Below are 15,886 nucleotides of genomic sequence, written 5' to 3' on the forward strand. Positions count from 1 at the left end.
TACTCGTCGGCGGTGTTCAACTTCATCCCCAAGACGGCGATGGACTTCTACAAGGCGGTGGCGGCCGACGACATGGCCACGCAGCACAAGCTGCTCAAGGAGTTCTTCATGCCTTACCTGGACATCCGCAACAAGGTGGAAGGCTACGGCGTGAGCATCATCAAGGCCGGCGCCAAGCTGGTGGGCCACGATGCGGGCCCGGTGCGCGCGCCGCTGACGGACCTCAAGCCCGCCGAGCTGGAGCAGCTCAAGGCGCTGATCGACAAGCTCGGCCCGCAGTAAGCCCACGCAAGGGCCTGGACCACGCCCCAGGCCCTTTTTTCATCGCTTTCAGATCTCCAGGCGCCTGGCCGTGCACGGGCTCCCGGTGTAGACGCGGCACGCCCATCTTTTTTCAAACACAACAATGGAGACAGACAAGATGTTCAAGAAAATCGTCCTCGCAGCCGCGGCTGCCGTGGCCATCGCGGCCCTCTCGGGCTGCGCCAGCAACCCACCTGCCGCATCGTCCGCCGCATCCGAGCAATCGGTGGCAGCCGCGGCCGAACGCCTGCGCGTGGCCATGATCGACCCCACCCAGGCCGCCCTGGCCCAGCTGGTGGCCGACGACCTGAGCTATGGCCACTCGGGCGGCCGCGTGGACACCAAGGACAGCTTCATCGGCGACCTGCTCGCCGGCAAGTCTGACTTCGTGACCATCGCCATCACCGAGCAGACCATCAAGGTGGTGGGCAACACCGCCATCGTGCGCCACACCCTCACGGCCGACACCAACGACTCGGGCAAGCCCGGCAAGGTGCAGATCAAGATCCTGGGTGTCTGGCAGCAGCAGGGCAGCGGCTGGAAGCTGCTGGCGCGGCAAGCAGTGCGCGTAGCGACGTAAGATCGTCGCCATGGTCCGCCGCCACGGTGCTGCGGACCGCCATTCACAACGGCCGGTTCGGCTCCACGCCACCGGCCTTTTTCCTGCCCTTCATGACCCAGCCCTCCAAACCCCGCCTCCTGCAGATCGCCCGCCTGCCCCTTGCCGCGCTGGAGACCGACCTGGCCGCCCGCTATGACGTGGTCTGCCTGTCCGACCAGGCCGACCCGGCTGCCTTCCTGGCCGCGCACGGCACCAGCTTCACCGGTGTGGTCACGTCGGCCTCCATCGGCCTCAAGGCCGAGGTGATCGCAGCACTTTCCAAGCTGCAGGTGGTGAGCAGCTTCGGCGTGGGCTTCGATGCACTGGACATTGCCGCGTGCCAGGCGCGTGGCATCCCCGTGGGCTACACGCCCGACGTGCTCAACGACTGCGTGGCCGACATGGCGTTTGCGCTGATGCTCGACGTGTCGCGCGGCGTGGCCGCGAGCGACCGCTTCGTGCGCCGCGGCGAATGGCCCAAGGCGCGCTACGCGCCGCAGACCCGGGTGTCGGGCAAGCGCCTGGGGATCGTCGGCATGGGCCGCATCGGCCTGGCCGTGGCCGAGCGCGCCGCAGGCTTTCGCATGGAGGTCGGCTACTACAACCGCCGCCCGGTCGAAGGCTCTGCGCTGCCCCGCCTCGACTCCCTGCTGGCGCTGGCGCAGTGGGCCGACTACCTGGTGCTCACCGTGGCCGGTGGCGCCTCCACGCGCCACATGGTCAACCGCGAGGTGCTGGAGGCCCTGGGGCCCCGGAGCTACCTCATCAACGTGGCGCGAGGCAGCGTGGTGGACCAGGCCGCGCTGGTCGAGGCCCTGCAACAAAAACGCATCGCCGGTGCCGGCCTGGACGTGTTCGAGGACGAACCCCAGGTGCCTGCTGCACTGATGGACCTGGACAACGTGGTCCTTACCCCGCACACCGCCAGCGCCACGCACGAAACCCGCCGCGCCATGGCCGACCTGGTGCTGGAGAACCTGGAATCCTTTTACGCCACAGGCGCCGTGCGCGTGCCGGTACCGGTCACCTGACATAAAAAAGCCCCCACCGGCATGCGCCGGCGAGGGCCGAGACAAGGCGCGCCGCCAGGGGCGCACCATCCCTGTTACTTCAAGACGCCCTTGGAGATGTCCATGATCATGCGCGCGGCCAGGTACAGGCGCGGCACGATGGTGTTGATCTGCACGTACTCGGCATCGTTGGAATGGGCACCGTAGCCCGACAGGCCCATGCCCTCCACCACGGCGCCCTTGGTCTTGAGCGCAGCGAAGGCCGCATCGGTGCCACCGCCCGTGGCCTTCTCGACCACGGCGAGGGGCAGGCCCAGCTCCTGGTAGATGACCTTGCCGTAGCCGGCCACGCGGCGCGAGGCCTCGCTGGCTTCGAGCGGCGGGCGGCGCACCTCGAACTTCACGTCCACCTTGGAGGCGGGCAGCAGTTTCGTCTTGATCTTTTCCTGCAGCGCCTTTTCCAGCCCGTCGAAGTCCGCCACCTTGAGCGCGCGCGCATCGGCCTGGGCCGTGGCCTCGGCGGGGATCACGTTGCGGTTGGTGCCGGACTTGGAGACGGTCCAGTTGAGCTTGAGGCCTTCGTCGTTCTTGGACAGGTCCTTCATCTGCAGCAGCTGATGCGACAACTCGTACAGCGCGTTCACGCCATCCTCGGGCTTGGCGCCGGCATGCGATGCCTTGCCCTGCACCGTGAGGTAGGCCGCGCCGATGCCACTGGTGGCCAGGCGCAGCGTGCCGTCGGTGCCGCCACCTTCGAACGAGAACACCACGTCGTGCTCCGAGGCCACGCGGGTGATGGTGCTGCGCCAGCCGGGCGAGCTGATCTCCTCGTCGCCATTGATCAGCACCGTGAGCGTGCCGTAGTCCTTGAAGTTGAGCTTTTGCAGCAGGGCGATGGTGTGGATGATGAGGGCGATGCCCTGCTTGTCGTCGGAGATGCCCAGGCCATAGGCCTTGTCGCCGTCGATGCGGAAGGGCTGGCCCTTGAGCATGCCCTTCAAGTACACCGTGTCCATGTGCGCGATCAGCATGATCTTCTTCGTGCCGGTGCCCTTGAACACGGCCTGCACGGCGGGGCCCACCTTCTCGGGCGTGTCGTCCAGGCGGTAGACGTCGCTGGTCTGCAGCACGTCCACCGTGCCGCCCAGTTGCTTGAGCTGGCTGGCGATGCGCTCGGCGATCTGGTTCAGGCCCTCGATGTCCTTGCTGCCCGACTCGATGTGCACCAGGTCGCGCAGGGTGTCGAGCAGGGGTTGCTGTTCCTTCTGCGCCAGGCCATGCACCTCAGCCACGGGGGCGGCGTGGGCCATGGCGGCGGCGAAGGCCAGGGAGAGGGAGGCGATCAGGGGGCGGAGGGGGTGGGACATGGTTTGGCTGCTGGCAGCGGCAAGTGAATGGCGAAGGCTGATTATGTTGCTGATGGCGGGGGCTTTGCTGGTTGCCGCAAGTGTCGGCTGTTTTGACAGCATGCTTTGTTGAAGGGCGGGAGCCGGGATGTGCGCCCGGCGGCGCAGTAACTTTCTCTTGGGCCGCCAAGAGAAAGTCACCAAAGAGAAGGCGGCCCCGCTGCCCGTGTCCCCCTCGCCGGTGGCGAGGGGGCAGCCTGCGATGCTCGGTCCTGGGGTGCACCGCGGAACTCGCTGCGTTCCCCCTGCGGGTGAACTCCGCTCAAACATCCGCGGTGAGTCAGACAACGATGCGCGTGTCCTTCGGCACGCGCTCACCCCAGGCCCTGCGCTTCTCGGCACGGTCAGAGGGGGGTGGATACCAACACGGGCCATTGCTTCGCTCGGCCCGATCTGCCTCGCTGCGCTTGGCCTGGGCAGGGCCGCCGCGCCAGTGGCGTTGGCAGCGCACAGCGCGTAACCGACACCCGGCGCAGCTGCTAAAGCAGCAGCCGGGTGGTACCCGCTCCCCACCCCCTCTGGCTGCGCCGAGAAGCGCAGGGCCTGGGGTGGGCGTGTGTGCCGAAGGACACACACGCTTCGTGATCTGGCTCGTCGCAGATGTTTGAGCGAAGTTCGAAGAACGCAGCGAGTTCTGCGACGCCACCCCAGGATCGAGCATCGCAGGTTGCCCGAAGCGAAGCGCAGGGACGCAGACAGCGGGGTCGCCTTTTCTTTGCCTTCTTTCTTTTGGCGACGCAAAAGAAAGAAGGTGCGCCGCCGGGCGCACATCCCGGCCTCCGACCTTCAAAAAAGCATGCGGCCCAAACAGGCTCGATCACCCTCCAGAAACCCGCCTCGCCTCAGCCAACTTTACCAACACCTGCAACGCCCGGTTCAAAGGCGTGGGCACGCCCAGCGCCTCTCCACGACTCACCACATACCCATTCAGATGATCGATCTCGGTGGGCTTGCCCCGCGCCAGGTCCTGCGCGGTGGACGAATGCTGCCCCGGCATGGTGGCCGGGATACCGCGCACAGCCGCATCGATATCGCCCGGAATGGTGACGCCATCGGCCTTTGCGACGGCTAGGCATTCGGCCACGGTATCGGCAATCACGTCTGTCACACCAGGGGCCTGCACCAGTTGCCCGTAAGGCTGCTGCGACAGGGCCGACAGCGCGTTGTAGGCGCAGTTGAGCACCAGCTTGGCCCAGAGCGCGCCGCGCACGTTGTCCGAAATCTGCGTGGGAATGCCCGCGGCGGCGAACTGCGCGGCCACCGCCTCGCTGCGCGGCGACGGCGCGATCACCAGCTCGCCCCGGCCGTGGTGGCGCACATGGCCGGGGCCGGCCATGGCGGTGGCCACATAGACCACGGCGGCCGCCACGGGCGTGCGGCGGTCCAGCACGGCGCGCACGCGCTCGTCGTTGTCCACACCGTTCTGCAGCGTGAGCACCAACGCCCCAGGCGCCAGGTAAGGCTGGATCGCGCGCGCAGCGGCCTCCGAATCCGTGGACTTCACGCAGAACAGCACCACGTCGGCACCCTGCACGGCGCTGGCCTCGGTGCTGGCCTGCATGGGCACCTGTACGTCAAGCACGGCCGTCTGCAGGCGCAGGCCATGCTGCTGCACGGCCTGCACATGGGCTTGGCGGCCAATCAGGCTGACCGCATGGCCGGCCCGCGCGAGCAGCGCGCCGTAGTAGCAACCCACGGCGCCAGCGCCCATGACGGCAATGCGCAAGAGGGGAACATCGGCAGCAGCAAACGAGGCGGTGGTGGTCATGAAAAGGACGTGCGGAACACGGGCAAAGGACAGGGACGGTCTTCGACTATATCGGCCCGCAAGCACCCGCGCAGGGCATCCACCAGCCGCCACAAATCCCCTGACATCGACTCGGAAATTAATTGATTGCAAAGACAATCATTGTCTAGTCAATTAAATTACCACTCCATGACATCGACACCTCCCCCCTCTTCCCCCGACGTGTCCTTCTACGGCAACGGCCACAGCCCTGCCGAGGAGAGCGTGGGCTACCTGATGCGCAAGGTGATGTCGTCCATCCGCACGCAGGCGGACGCCCAGCTGTCCACGCACGACCTGACGTTTGCGCAGTGGCTGCCTCTGTTCAAGATCTCCAAATGCCAGGCCGTGGCCTCCGGCCAGGCAGCCACGCTGGCCGTGATGGCGCGGGAGCTGGAGACGGACGCCGCCTCCATGACGCGCACGCTCGATCGCCTGGAGGCCAAGGGCCTGGTGCTGCGCGAGCGCTCTACCACCGACCGGCGCGTGGTGCACGTGGTGCTCACGCCCGAGGGCGAGAAGGTCGCGGCCAAGGTGCCCCCGGTGCTGGCCGAAGTGCTCAACAACCACCTGCGCGGCTTCACCCATGACGAATGGCAGCAGTTGCTCAGCCTGCTGCGCCGCATGCTGGCCAACGGCGATGCCGTGCGCCTGGAACAGCAGCAGGAGCCGCCTGCCGCCTGAACGGCCCCTCCATCCCGGACCTTTCCAAGAAACAACCACAACAGACCATGTCCCAAGCCACCACCCCCCTGTCCACCCGTGCCGCCGTGGCGGCCCATTTCGCCGTCTCGGCCGTCGCGCTGGCGGCGGCCCTGTTCCTGGTCGGATGCGCCAGCCCGGGCCCGGCCCATGCGCCATTGGCGCAGACCACGCCCGCCGCCCTGGGCCTCAATGCCTCGGCCGGCGAATCGGCGGCGCCCTCACAGTGGTGGACCACGCTGGGCGATGCCCAGCTCAATGCCCTGGTCGACAAGGCCCTGCAGGGCAGCCCCAGCCTGGCCGTGAGCCGCGCCCGCCTGGAGCAGGCCGTGGCGCTGAGCCAGGTGCGCGAAGCCGCCAACGGCCCGCAGGTGAACCTGGGCGTGGACGCCACGCGCCAACGCTACACCGCCCACGGCCTGGTGCCAGCCCCGGTGGCCGGCAACACCTACAACAGCGGCACGGTGCAGGCGACGTTCAGCTGGTCGCCCGACTTCTTCGGCCAGCATGCCGCCGAGCTGCAGGCCGCCCTGGGCCAGGCGCGGGCCGCCCAGGCCGATGCCGCCGCCGCCGCCAACACCCTGGCCGCCCAGGTGGGCCGCAGCTATGTGGCCCTGGCGCGCCTGGTCTCGCAGCGCGAGGTGGCCGTGCGGGCCCTGGAACAGCGCGAAGAACAGCGCCGCCTGACCAATGACCGCGTGGCCGCAGGACTGGACAGCCAGGTCGAGCTGACCCAGGCCCAGGCCGCCGTGCCCGATGCGCGCACGCAGATCGAGGCGCTGGACGAGCAGATCACCCTGGCACGCCGCCAGGTGGCCGTGCTCACCGGCCAGGCGCCCGATGCACTCACCACCCTGACCCCGCAACTGGCCTCCCTGCAGCCCACGCCCGTGCCCGACGCGCTGGGCGCCGACCTGCTGGGCCGCCGCCCCGACGTGGTGGCCGCGCGCTGGCGCGTGGAAGCCGCCACCCAGGGCGTGAAGGTCGCACGCACGGAGTCCTACCCCAACATCAACATCGGCGCCTTCATCGGCCTCAATTCGCTGGGTCTGGACAACCTGTTCAACGCCGGCTCGCGCCAGATGGGCGTGACGCCCGCGCTGCGCCTGCCGATCTTCGATGGTGGCCGGCTGCGTGCGCAGCTGGGTGGCCGCCAGGCCGAGCTCGATGCCGCCATCGCCCAGTACAACGGCATGGTGCTCGACGCGGTCAAGGAAGCCGGCGACGCCATGGCCTCCGTCCAGTCGCTCACACGCCAGCAGGCGCTGCAGGACGATGCCGCCGCCAGCGCCGAAAAGGCCTACCGCTTTGCGCAGGAGCGCTACCGCGCGGGTCTGGGCAACTACCTGGTGGTTCTGTCCACCGAAAGCCAGGTGCTGGCCCAGCGCCGCCTGGCCGTGGACCTGCGCGCGCGCCAGCTCGACACCCGACTGCAGCTGATGAAGGCCCTGGGCGGAGGCTGGACCGACGACACGGCCACGCTGCAGACCGCCGCAGCGCACTGAACCGCATCCATCCAAAAACCATACACAACAAGCACACCCAGAGGACCCTTGCCATGAGCGAATCCGCCACCCCCAACAACCAAGCATCCAACCCCGCGCGCCGCCGCGGCCTGACCCTGATCGCCGCCGCCGTGGCCCTTGCCACCATCGGCTGGGGCGGCTGGCACTGGGCCAATGGCCGCCATGTGGAAACCACCGACAACGCCTACGTGGCAGGCAACGTGGTACAGATCACGCCGCAGATCGGCGGCACCGTGGTCTCCATCGGCGCGGACGACACCGACTATGTGAAAGCCGGCCAGTTGCTGGTCAAGCTCGACCCCGCCGACGCCCGCGTGGCGCTGGAGCAGGCCGAAGCCCAGCTGGCCCAGACCGTGCGCGAGGTGCGCACCCTGTTCGCCAACAACTCCACCCTGAAGGCCCAGGTCAGCCTGCGCAGCGCCGACCTGGCGCGCGCCCAGGCCGATGCCGCGCGCCTGCAGGACGACGTGGCCCGCCGCGCTCCGCTGATGGCCAGCGGTGCCGTGGGCAAGGAAGAGTTCCAGCACGCCAACGCCCAGGTGACCTCTGCCAAGAGCACGGTGGCTGCGGCCCAGGCCGCCGTGGTAGCGGCGCAGGAACAGCTGGCCGCCAGCCAGACGCAGACCGAAGGCACCTCGATCGAGCAGCACCCCAACGTGCAGCGCGCCTCGGCCCGCGTGCGCGAGGCCTACCTGGCGGTGCAGCGCGCCCAGCTGGTGGCGCCACTTGACGGCCATGTGGCCAAGCGCGGCGTGCAGGTCGGCCAGCGCGTGCAGGCCGGTGCCCCGCTGATGACGCTGGTGGCCCTGAACGACCTGTGGGTGGACGCCAACTTCAAGGAAAGCCAGCTGCAGAACCTGCGCATCGGCCAGCCGGCCGAGCTGGTGGCCGACGTGTACGGCACCAAGGTGGTCTACCACGGCAAGATCGCCGGCCTGGGTGCCGGCACCGGCGCCGCCTTCGCCCTGCTGCCCGCGCAGAACGCCACCGGCAACTGGATCAAGGTGGTGCAGCGCGTGCCCGTGCGCATCACCCTCGACCCCAAGGAAGTGACCGAGCACGCGCTGCGCGTGGGCCTGTCGATGGACGTGCGGGTGGATACCGCCGACCAGAGCGGCAAGACCCTGTCCGACACGCAGCGCACCACGCCCGTGGCCGCCACGGCCGTGTTCGACGCGCAGTTCAAGGCCGCCGACGATGAGGTGGCCCAGATCATCGCCGCCAACCTGGGCCGCAAGGCCGTGGCCGTGGCATCGCCCAAGGTCGGCCAGACGCCGGGCAGCAACGCCGTGCAGGCACAGAACCACGCCTCCGCCCCCGTGCGGTCCCCTGTGGTGCAGTAAGCCGGGGGCTTTTCCATGACTGCCGCCAACCCCACCGCAGACCAGGCTGGCGCCTCGGCGCCGCCTGCTGTGACAACGCCGCCGCCAGCCGCCCCGCCCGGGCCGCCTGCGGCCTACCCCCCGCTGCAGGGCACCGCCCTGCTGCTGGGCACGCTGTCCCTGTCGCTGGCCACGTTCATGAACGTGCTGGACTCGTCCATCGCCAACGTCTCGATTCCCGCCATTGCCGGTGACCTGGGCGTGAGCCCGGGCCAGGGCACCTGGGTGATCACCAGCTTCGGCGTGGCCAATGCCATCTCGGTGCCGCTCACGGGCTGGCTCACGCAGCGCTTTGGTGCGGTGCGGCTGTTCACCATGAGCGTGCTGCTGTTCGTGCTCACCTCGTGGCTGTGCGGCTTCGCCTCGTCGCTGGAGATGCTGGTCTTCTTCCGCGTGCTGCAAGGCCTGGTCGCCGGGCCGATGATCCCGCTGTCGCAGACGCTGCTCCTGGCCAGCTACCCGCGTGCCCTCGCCGGCACGGCGCTGGCCCTGTGGGGCGTGACCACGCTGGTCGCGCCCGTGGTCGGGCCGCTATTGGGCGGGTGGATCACGGACAACATCTCCTGGCCGTGGATCTTCTACATCAACGTGCCGGTGGGGCTGCTGGCCGGCGTGCTCACCTGGGGCATCTACCGCAAGCGCGAGACCCCGATCCGCAAGCTGCCGATCGACACCGTGGGCCTGTCCCTGCTGGTGCTATGGGTGGGTGCGCTGCAGCTCATGCTCGACAAGGGCAAGGAACTCGACTGGTTCGCCTCCAACGAGATCATCCTCATGGCCGTCGTCGCGGTCGTGGCGTTCGCCGTGTTCCTGGTCTGGGAACTCACCGACAAGCACCCGGTGGTGGACCTCAAGCTCTTCAAGGGCCGCAACTTCACCTTCGGGGCGCTGGCGCTGTCGGTGGCCTACGCGCTGTTCTTCGGCAACGTGGTGCTGCTGCCCCTGTGGCTGCAGCAGTGGATGGGCTACACCGCCACCTCGGCCGGCATGGCGCTGGCGCCGGTGGGCATCTTCGCCATTTTGCTCACGCCGCTGGTGGGCAAGAAGGTGGGCCAGTGGGACCCGCGGCGCATGGCGACGGGCGCGTTCATCGTGTTCGGCGTCGTGCTCTGGATGCGTTCGCAGTTCACGGTGCAGACGGACTTCATCCACATCCTGATCCCCACGCTGCTGCAGGGTGCGGCCATGGCGTTCTTCTTCATCCCGCTGACCACGCTGACGCTGGCCGGGGTGGCGCCCGAGCGCATCCCGGCAGCCGCCGGGCTGAGCAACTTCGTGCGCATCACCGCCGGGGCCATGGGCACGTCCATCGCCACCACGCTGTGGGAGAGCCGCGCCGCCATGCACCATGCCCACCTCACCGAGGGCCTGATCCAGGGCCAGGGCGTGTTCGGCGCCACGCTGGACAACCTGATGGCATCGGGCATGACCCAGCTGCAGGCGCTGGCCCAGGTGAACCGGCTGATCGACCAGCAGGCCTTCACGCGGGCGGCGAACGATATCTTCCTCGGCTCGGCCGGCCTGTTCCTGCTGCTGATCGGGCTGATCTGGCTGACCAAGCGGCCCGCGCAAGGGGGCGCTGCACCCGCCGACGCGGGTGGGGCCCACTGAGCGCCAGGCCCTGAGGCTGGACAAGGCGGCGCAGCCCTCGGGCTCGCCGCTTTTTTCATTCCTAGCCCTTGCTGGCCTTGGCCCGTGTGCGCGAGGCAGGCAGCTCGGGTGTGCTGGTGACGCTGGGCGCCCGGCTGAGCACGTTGTTGGCGTTGACCAGGGTCTTGAGCATGGCCATGAACAGCTCGCCCTGCTCGGGCGGCAGGGGCGCCAGCATGCGCTTTTGCGCGCGGCGCATGCCGGGCTCGACCTGGCGCAGCAGGTCTTCTCCCGCGGGCGTGAGCGTGAGCAGGCGCACGCGGCGGTCGCCCGGGCTGCTGTTGCGCACCATCCAGCCCCGTGTTTCGAGCCGGTCGATCACGCTGCCGATGGTCGAGGTGTCGAAACCGATGCGCCCGGCCAGGCGGCGCTGGTCCAGCCCCGGCTCGCGCTGCACGGCCGCCAGCGCGCCGAACTGCACGGGGGTGATGCCGAACTCCTGCGTCTCCTCCAGGAAGATGGCCACCGCGATCTGCTGCAGCCGGCGGATGTAGTGGCCAGGCAGTTCTTCGAGCGCAGGGGAATGGGATGGAGAGGACATGGGCAGCAGCAGGGGCGACAGAAAGGAAACGGCGTCAATCCGCGAGGCCGCAGTCTATCGGATGCCGCGGGCAGCCCGCAGGCTCAGTCCGCGTGCGCCATGGGCGCTGCCAGACGGAACGCAGGCAACTCCGCGCAGGCCGCGTCCACGGCGCTGATGAGCGGCCAGCGCGCCAGGTCGACCTGGAAGCGGCGCGCGCTCTCCACCTGGGGCACCAGGTAGACGTCGGCCAGGGTGGGGGCATGGCCGAAGCTGAAGGCACCGCGCCCGGCATCGCGCGCCAGCAGCGCCTCGCAGGCGTCGAAGCCCGCAGTGATCCAGGTGGCGCACCAGGCGTTCACCGCCGCCTCGTCGCAGCCCAGCTGGTGGCGCAGGTACTCGAGAATGCGGCGGTTGTTGACGGGGTGGATGTCGCAGCCCACCAGCGCGGCCAGGGCCCGCACCTGGGCGCGCGCATCGGCGCCGGCGGGCAGCAGCGGCGGCTCGGGGTGGCGCTCCTCCAGCCATTCGATGATGGCGGGCGACTGGATGAAGGTCTGGCCTGCATGCTCCAGCGCGGGCACCAGCATTTGCGGGTTGACCGCCCGGTAGGCCTCGCCCAGGTGCTCTTCGCGGCGCAGATCCACCGGCACATGCTCGACGGCAAGGCCCTTGAGGTTCAGCGCGATGCGCAGCCGGTGCGAGGTGCCGCTGCGAAAGAAGTGGTGCAGCTTCATTCTGCGGGGCCCACGGTGAGGGCGATGCTGCCCACGCCGTCCACATGGCCCTCGATGCGGTCGCCCGGCAGCACGGCGCCCACGCCCTCGGGCGTGCCGGTGTAGATGAGGTCGCCGGGCTGCAGGTGGTAGAACTGCGACAGGTCGGCCAGAAGCTCGCGGATGTTCCAGATGAGCTTGTCCACGTCGGACTGCTGGCGCACCTGGCCGTTGACGCTGAGCGCGATGGCACCGCGCTCGATCACCACGCCGGGCAGAGGGACGATCTCGGAGGCGATGGAGGACTGCTCCACGTCCTTGCCCAGGTCCCAGGGCCGGCCCTTGTCGCGCGCCACCAGCTGCAGGTCGCGCCGCGTCATGTCCAGGCCGCAGGCATAGCCGTAGATGTGCGTGTGCGCCTGCTCGGGCGCGATGCGAAAGCCGGCCGTGCCGATGGCCAGCACCAGCTCCATCTCGTAGTGGTAGCTCTCGGTGCCCGGCGGATAGGCCACGGTGGCGCCGGATTCCACCACGGTGGACGGCGACTTGGTGAAGTAGAACGGCCGCTCCTGCGACTTGTCCACGGGCCGGCCCATCTCGACGGCATGGGCGTGGTAGTTGCGGCCCACGAAGAACAGGCGGTTCACGGGCAGGCGCGCGGCCTGGCCACGCACGGGCAATGAGACGGTGGCGGGAGGGGTCCAGAGGTAGGTGGTGGACATGCTAAGGCTTTCCAAAAAAACAAAAGGGATTGCGCAACCATCAGCCGCGGTTCTCGAACACGCCCAGCTTGCGGTGCAGCGGGCTCTCGTCGGCGATGAAGAGAAAGGCCGGCGCATCGGCCGAGCGGTTGGCCAGCGTGACCGTGGTGTAGCCGGGGGCGCAGCAGGTGTCGGCCTCGGCCAACGCAAAGCACTGCTCCTGCACGCGCACGTCGGCCGCACCTTCGATCAGGTGGAACACCATGGCCGGCGAGCGCGCGGGCAGGCGCAGCACCTGCCCCGGGCGCAACATCTGCGCATAGAAGCCCAGGATGTTCTCGGCGTCGGCACCGGTCTCGGGGTTCACATAGGTGATCTGCACCGACGCGAGCGCGGGCTGATCGGCGGCCAGTGCCTGCAGCGCCGCCCGTGCCTGGAACCAGGGGTAGCGCAGCAGCGGGTAGGCACGCTGCGTGCGCTCGAATACCGGCGTGGGCAGCATGCCGCCGCGCGCATAGGCGCGGTCGCCCGCCGCCTCGGTGATTGCCTGGCGCGGGCCGTCCACGTGGTACGAGACCTCCAGGTAATAGGCCAGCGGCAGGTCCAGCACATCGAGCCAGATCACGGGCGCGGTGCCCTCGTGGCCATGCTCGTGCCACAGGCCGGTGGGGGTGAGGATCAAATCGCCGCGCTCCATGGGACAGCGCTCGCCGTCCACCGTGGTGTACGCGCCCTCGCCTTCCACCACCATGCGCACGGCATTGGGCGTGTGGCGGTGCGCAGGTGCCCACTCACCCGGCAGCAGCAACTGCATGCCCAGGTACATGGCCGCGCTGGCCTGCATGCTGTCCGGCCCATGGCCGGGGTTGGCCAGCACCAGCACCCGGCGCTCGGCCTTCTCGATGGGCGTGAGCTCGCCGGCCCGCATCAGCAGCGGCCGAAGCGCCGCATAGGGCCAGTGCGTGGCCTGGGTGCGCGGCCGGGGCGTGCCGGGCGGCAGCATGGCGCGCAGGCTGGGCCACAGGGGCACGAGGTTGCGCTCGGTGAGCGCATCGCGGTAGTCCTGGGGCAGGTCTTCCAGGCGTCCTAGTTCTTGCATGTGTCGTGTCTCCTCAAGGTTCAGTGCGCGGCCAGGCAGTTGCCTACGTTCCAGCCGTAGAGCCACTCCATCGCGTCGTAGAAGCGCTCGGCGCTGCGGCCGCGCCACAGGTCGTTGCGCACCAGGCGCTCCACGCCCCTGGCGTGGTAGATGCGGCCCATCTCGCGGCCGGAGAGCACGATGCGCGCGGTGCGTGCCACGCGCGAGCGCTGGTACCGATCGAGCGCAGCGCCCCAGTCGTTGCCATGCACGCGCAGGGCCTCGCCCAGGGTCACGGCATCCTCCAGCGCCATGCAGGCGCCCTGCGCCAGGTACTGGGTGGTGGGGTGGGCCGCATCGCCGAGCAGCGTGGCGCAGCCGTATGTCCACTGGGCGATGGGGTCGCGGTCGGCGGTGGCCCAGCGCTTCCAGCTCTTGGGCAGGTCGATGAGCAGGCGGGCGCGCGGGCAGATGTCCTGGAAGTAGCTCTGCACCTCCTCGCGGCTGCCTTCGGTGACGCCCCACACCTCTTCCTTGCGGCTGTGGAAGGTGACCACGACGTTGTACTGCTCGCCACCGCGCAGCGGGTAGTGCACCAGGTGGCAGTGCGGGCCCACCCAGATGCTGGCGGCGTTCCAGCGCAGCTCCTCGGGGAAATCCTCGCGCTCCACCACGGCGCGGTAGACCACGTGGCCGGTCACGCGGGCCGGGTCGCCCACATACTGCTGGCGCACCACGGACTTGACACCGTCGGCGCCGACCAGCGCCGCCCCGTGCCAGGCCTTGCCGTGCTGGTCGATGGCGGTGACGCCGCTGGCGTCCTGCTCCACGCGCTCAATGCGGGTGTGGGTCTGCAGGCGCACGCGCCCGGTGGCCAGTGCCCCTTCGAGCAGGCAGTTGTGCGCATCCACCCGGTGGATGACCGCATAGGGATTGCCGAAGCGCGCGCGGAAGGCATCGTCCGTGGGGATGCGGCCCACCTGGTACTCGTCCAGCGCGTCGTGCATCACCATGTAGTCGGTGAACACCGAGCGGCTGCGCGCCTGCTCGCCCACCCCCAGCGCATCGAAGGCATGGAATGCGTTGGGCCCCAGCTGCATGCCGGCACCGATCTCGCCGATGGCGGGCGACTGCTCCAGCACCTGCACCTCGAAGCCCTGGCGCACCAGGGCCAGCGCCGCCGCCAGGCCACCGATGCCACCGCCTGCCACCAGCACGGGAAGGCCCGCGGCGCTCTCGATTGTCTGCTCCATGGTCCACCTCTTGAAAGAATTTAATCAGTATGCTGATAATTAGTGTAGCCATGCATGGACCATGCGCGCAAGCCCTTGCCGCCGAATTTTGCGCCTCAACGGGAATCAAGGGTTTCCACCAAGCGCTTCGCCATGGAGCCGGACCTATGATTTTCATCAGCATACTGTTGATCAGTTATCCAGCAATCCACACTTCCAGGAGACACCCGTGAACCCAACCACCCGACGCCCCTTGCTCCTGTCGCTCGCCTGCGCCGGCATGCTGGTGGGCGCCCTGGGCACCAGCCATGCCCAGGGCAGCGACTTTCCGGCCAAGCCGGTCACGCTCTACACCGCCTTTGCCGTGGGCAGCGGGCCCGATGCCGTGCTGCGGCTGGTGGCACACAAGCTGTCGACCCAGTGGAAGCAGACGGTGACCGTGGACAACCGCCCTGGCGGTGGCGGCTTCATCGCCATGGATGCGGCCAAGCGCGGCGCGGCCGACGGCTACACGCTGCTGCAGCTCGACAGCGAGCACCTGGCCGCCGTGCCCCACCTGTACAAGAAGCGCAACGTGGACACGCTCAAGGCCTTCGACCCCGTGGCGCCGCTGTTCCGCACCCCCTTCATGGTGGCGGTGCCGGCCCAATCGCCCTGGAAGAACATGACCGACCTGCTGAACGACGCCAAGGCCAAGTCCGGCGGGCTGAGCTATGGATCCTGGGGCGTGGGCAGCCCGGGCCACCTGGGCGGCGAGTGGCTCGAATCCATCACCGGCGTGCGCATGACCCATGTGCCCTACAAGGAGGTGAGCCAGCTGTACACCAACGTGGCCACCGGCGAGGTGGCCTGGAGCTTTGCCAGCATTCCGTCGAGCCAGGGCGTCTACAAGGCCGGCAAGATCAAGTACCTGGCGGTGGCCGCCCCCAGGCGCATCCCGCAGCTGCCCGACGTGCCCACCGTGGCCGAGGCCGGCGGCCCAGCACAGCTCGACGTGAACTCCTTCGTGGTGCTGGTGGCCCCCAAGGGCGTGCCTGCCGCCGTGCGGGGAAAGATCCATGCGGACGTGCTGGCCGCGCTGGCGGACCCCGAAGTGCGCGAGCGCTTCAACACCTTTGCCTTCGAGCCCCTGGCCTGGTCGGTGGAGGAGATCGGCCGCAACGCGGCGGCCAAGTCCAGCCAGTACGAGCAGTTGATCACCAAGGCCGGGATCACGCTCGACTGACGCCGGCCAGCCAGCCAGCCAAGCCCGCGCCTCCCACACACTGCGTCG

15 protein-coding genes are annotated in these 15,886 nt (G+C 68.8%); 8 read left to right on the forward strand and 7 right to left on the reverse strand.

The window, feature by feature from the left end; genetic code table 11:
* The 3 genes from AC07PF_RS21645 to AC07PF_RS21655 all read left to right on the forward strand — a co-directional run.
* Nucleotides 1-282: dihydrodipicolinate synthase family protein (locus AC07PF_RS21645; RefSeq protein ID WP_494613231.1), on the forward strand; the 282-nt coding region annotated here is incomplete at its 5' end.
* 139 nt (nucleotides 283-421) lie between these two features.
* On the forward strand, nucleotides 422-883 hold the full coding sequence (locus tag AC07PF_RS21650) for a nuclear transport factor 2 family protein (protein WP_494613232.1): 462 nt from the start codon (nucleotides 422-424) through the stop codon (nucleotides 881-883).
* A 92-nt stretch (nucleotides 884-975) separates the two neighbouring features.
* On the forward strand, nucleotides 976-1,935 hold the full coding sequence (locus AC07PF_RS21655) for a 2-hydroxyacid dehydrogenase (protein WP_494613233.1): 960 nt from the start codon (nucleotides 976-978) through the stop codon (nucleotides 1,933-1,935).
* A gap of 74 nt (nucleotides 1,936-2,009) precedes the next feature.
* On the opposite strand, the gene AC07PF_RS21660 is transcribed toward AC07PF_RS21655, so the two are convergent.
* Both AC07PF_RS21660 and AC07PF_RS21665 read right to left on the reverse strand, forming a co-directional pair.
* Entirely contained in the window at nucleotides 2,010-3,281 is a 1,272-nt protein-coding gene (locus tag AC07PF_RS21660; RefSeq protein WP_494613234.1) for a M20/M25/M40 family metallo-hydrolase, read from the reverse strand.
* Between the two features lie 856 nt (nucleotides 3,282-4,137).
* On the reverse strand, nucleotides 4,138-5,088 hold the full coding sequence (locus tag AC07PF_RS21665; protein WP_494608464.1) for a ketopantoate reductase family protein: 951 nt from the start codon (nucleotides 5,086-5,088) through the stop codon (nucleotides 4,138-4,140).
* Between the two features lie 168 nt (nucleotides 5,089-5,256).
* Here AC07PF_RS21665 and AC07PF_RS21670 point away from each other — a divergent pair, with 168 nt between their 5' ends.
* The 4 genes from AC07PF_RS21670 to AC07PF_RS21685 are packed head-to-tail and all read left to right on the forward strand — an operon-like array spanning nucleotide 5,257 to nucleotide 10,327.
* A complete protein-coding gene (locus tag AC07PF_RS21670) occupies nucleotides 5,257-5,790 on the forward strand; it encodes a MarR family winged helix-turn-helix transcriptional regulator (RefSeq protein WP_494613235.1) in 534 nt (177 codons plus the stop codon).
* Nucleotides 5,791-5,837: 47 nt separating this feature from the next.
* Nucleotides 5,838-7,313 (forward strand): efflux transporter outer membrane subunit, encoded by a 1,476-nt coding sequence (locus AC07PF_RS21675; protein ID WP_494613236.1) that lies wholly within the window; start codon nucleotides 5,838-5,840, stop codon nucleotides 7,311-7,313.
* 53 nt (nucleotides 7,314-7,366) lie between these two features.
* The gene (locus tag AC07PF_RS21680; protein ID WP_494613237.1) at nucleotides 7,367-8,677 is read left to right on the forward strand and encodes an HlyD family secretion protein; all 1,311 of its coding nucleotides are present in this window, start codon (nucleotides 7,367-7,369) and stop codon (nucleotides 8,675-8,677) included.
* 15 nt (nucleotides 8,678-8,692) lie between these two features.
* Nucleotides 8,693-10,327 carry a DHA2 family efflux MFS transporter permease subunit gene (locus AC07PF_RS21685; protein WP_494613238.1) on the forward strand — a complete coding sequence of 545 codons (1,635 nt, stop codon included), beginning with the start codon at nucleotides 8,693-8,695 and terminating at the stop codon, nucleotides 10,325-10,327.
* A 61-nt stretch (nucleotides 10,328-10,388) separates the two neighbouring features.
* Here the strand turns inward: AC07PF_RS21685 and AC07PF_RS21690 are convergent, their stop codons facing one another.
* The 5 genes from AC07PF_RS21690 to AC07PF_RS21710 all read right to left on the reverse strand — a co-directional run bounded on the left by AC07PF_RS21690 (nucleotide 10,389) and on the right by AC07PF_RS21710 (nucleotide 14,634).
* A complete protein-coding gene (locus tag AC07PF_RS21690) occupies nucleotides 10,389-10,907 on the reverse strand; it encodes a MarR family winged helix-turn-helix transcriptional regulator (RefSeq protein WP_007856375.1) in 519 nt (172 codons plus the stop codon).
* A gap of 83 nt (nucleotides 10,908-10,990) precedes the next feature.
* A complete protein-coding gene (gene maiA, locus AC07PF_RS21695; RefSeq protein WP_494613239.1) occupies nucleotides 10,991-11,623 on the reverse strand; it encodes a maleylacetoacetate isomerase in 633 nt (210 codons plus the stop codon).
* The gene (locus AC07PF_RS21700; protein ID WP_494613240.1) at nucleotides 11,620-12,324 is read right to left on the reverse strand and encodes a fumarylacetoacetate hydrolase family protein; all 705 of its coding nucleotides are present in this window, start codon (nucleotides 12,322-12,324) and stop codon (nucleotides 11,620-11,622) included. Before AC07PF_RS21700 ends, maiA begins: the two co-directional genes overlap by 4 nt.
* Before the next feature lie 40 nt (nucleotides 12,325-12,364).
* On the reverse strand, nucleotides 12,365-13,402 hold the full coding sequence (locus tag AC07PF_RS21705) for a cupin domain-containing protein (RefSeq protein ID WP_494613241.1): 1,038 nt from the start codon (nucleotides 13,400-13,402) through the stop codon (nucleotides 12,365-12,367).
* A gap of 20 nt (nucleotides 13,403-13,422) precedes the next feature.
* The gene (locus AC07PF_RS21710) at nucleotides 13,423-14,634 is read right to left on the reverse strand and encodes a 3-hydroxybenzoate 6-monooxygenase (protein ID WP_494613242.1); all 1,212 of its coding nucleotides are present in this window, start codon (nucleotides 14,632-14,634) and stop codon (nucleotides 13,423-13,425) included.
* A gap of 259 nt (nucleotides 14,635-14,893) precedes the next feature.
* On the opposite strand from AC07PF_RS21710, the gene AC07PF_RS21715 reads away from it, so the two are divergent.
* Nucleotides 14,894-15,838: a Bug family tripartite tricarboxylate transporter substrate binding protein gene (locus AC07PF_RS21715; RefSeq protein WP_494613375.1), complete on the forward strand. Its 945-nt coding sequence runs from the start codon at nucleotides 14,894-14,896 to the stop codon at nucleotides 15,836-15,838.
* Nucleotides 15,839-15,886: the final 48 nt, after the last annotated feature.

This window comes from Acidovorax sp. GW821-FHT10A04 (assembly GCF_059415825.1).

Bases quoted from the DNA above. Each gene is read 5' to 3' on its own strand.
- AC07PF_RS21655 (WP_494613233.1), top strand. From the start codon at position 976: ATGACCCAGCCCTCCAAACCCCGCCTCCTGCAGATCGCCCGCCTGCCC.
- AC07PF_RS21690 (WP_007856375.1), bottom strand. From the start codon at position 10,907: ATGTCCTCTCCATCCCATTCCCCTGCGCTCGAAGAACTGCCTGGCCAC.
- AC07PF_RS21675 (WP_494613236.1), top strand. From the start codon at position 5,838: ATGTCCCAAGCCACCACCCCCCTGTCCACCCGTGCCGCCGTGGCGGCC.
- AC07PF_RS21685 (WP_494613238.1), top strand. From the start codon at position 8,693: ATGACTGCCGCCAACCCCACCGCAGACCAGGCTGGCGCCTCGGCGCCG.
- AC07PF_RS21670 (WP_494613235.1), top strand. From the start codon at position 5,257: ATGACATCGACACCTCCCCCCTCTTCCCCCGACGTGTCCTTCTACGGC.
- AC07PF_RS21700 (WP_494613240.1), bottom strand. From the start codon at position 12,324: ATGTCCACCACCTACCTCTGGACCCCTCCCGCCACCGTCTCATTGCCC.
- AC07PF_RS21660 (WP_494613234.1), bottom strand. From the start codon at position 3,281: ATGTCCCACCCCCTCCGCCCCCTGATCGCCTCCCTCTCCCTGGCCTTC.
- AC07PF_RS21715 (WP_494613375.1), top strand. From the start codon at position 14,894: ATGCTGGTGGGCGCCCTGGGCACCAGCCATGCCCAGGGCAGCGACTTT.
- AC07PF_RS21710 (WP_494613242.1), bottom strand. From the start codon at position 14,634: ATGGAGCAGACAATCGAGAGCGCCGCGGGCCTTCCCGTGCTGGTGGCA.
- AC07PF_RS21650 (WP_494613232.1), top strand. From the start codon at position 422: ATGTTCAAGAAAATCGTCCTCGCAGCCGCGGCTGCCGTGGCCATCGCG.
- AC07PF_RS21665 (WP_494608464.1), bottom strand. From the start codon at position 5,088: ATGACCACCACCGCCTCGTTTGCTGCTGCCGATGTTCCCCTCTTGCGC.
- maiA (WP_494613239.1), bottom strand. From the start codon at position 11,623: ATGAAGCTGCACCACTTCTTTCGCAGCGGCACCTCGCACCGGCTGCGC.
- AC07PF_RS21705 (WP_494613241.1), bottom strand. From the start codon at position 13,402: ATGCAAGAACTAGGACGCCTGGAAGACCTGCCCCAGGACTACCGCGAT.
- AC07PF_RS21680 (WP_494613237.1), top strand. From the start codon at position 7,367: ATGAGCGAATCCGCCACCCCCAACAACCAAGCATCCAACCCCGCGCGC.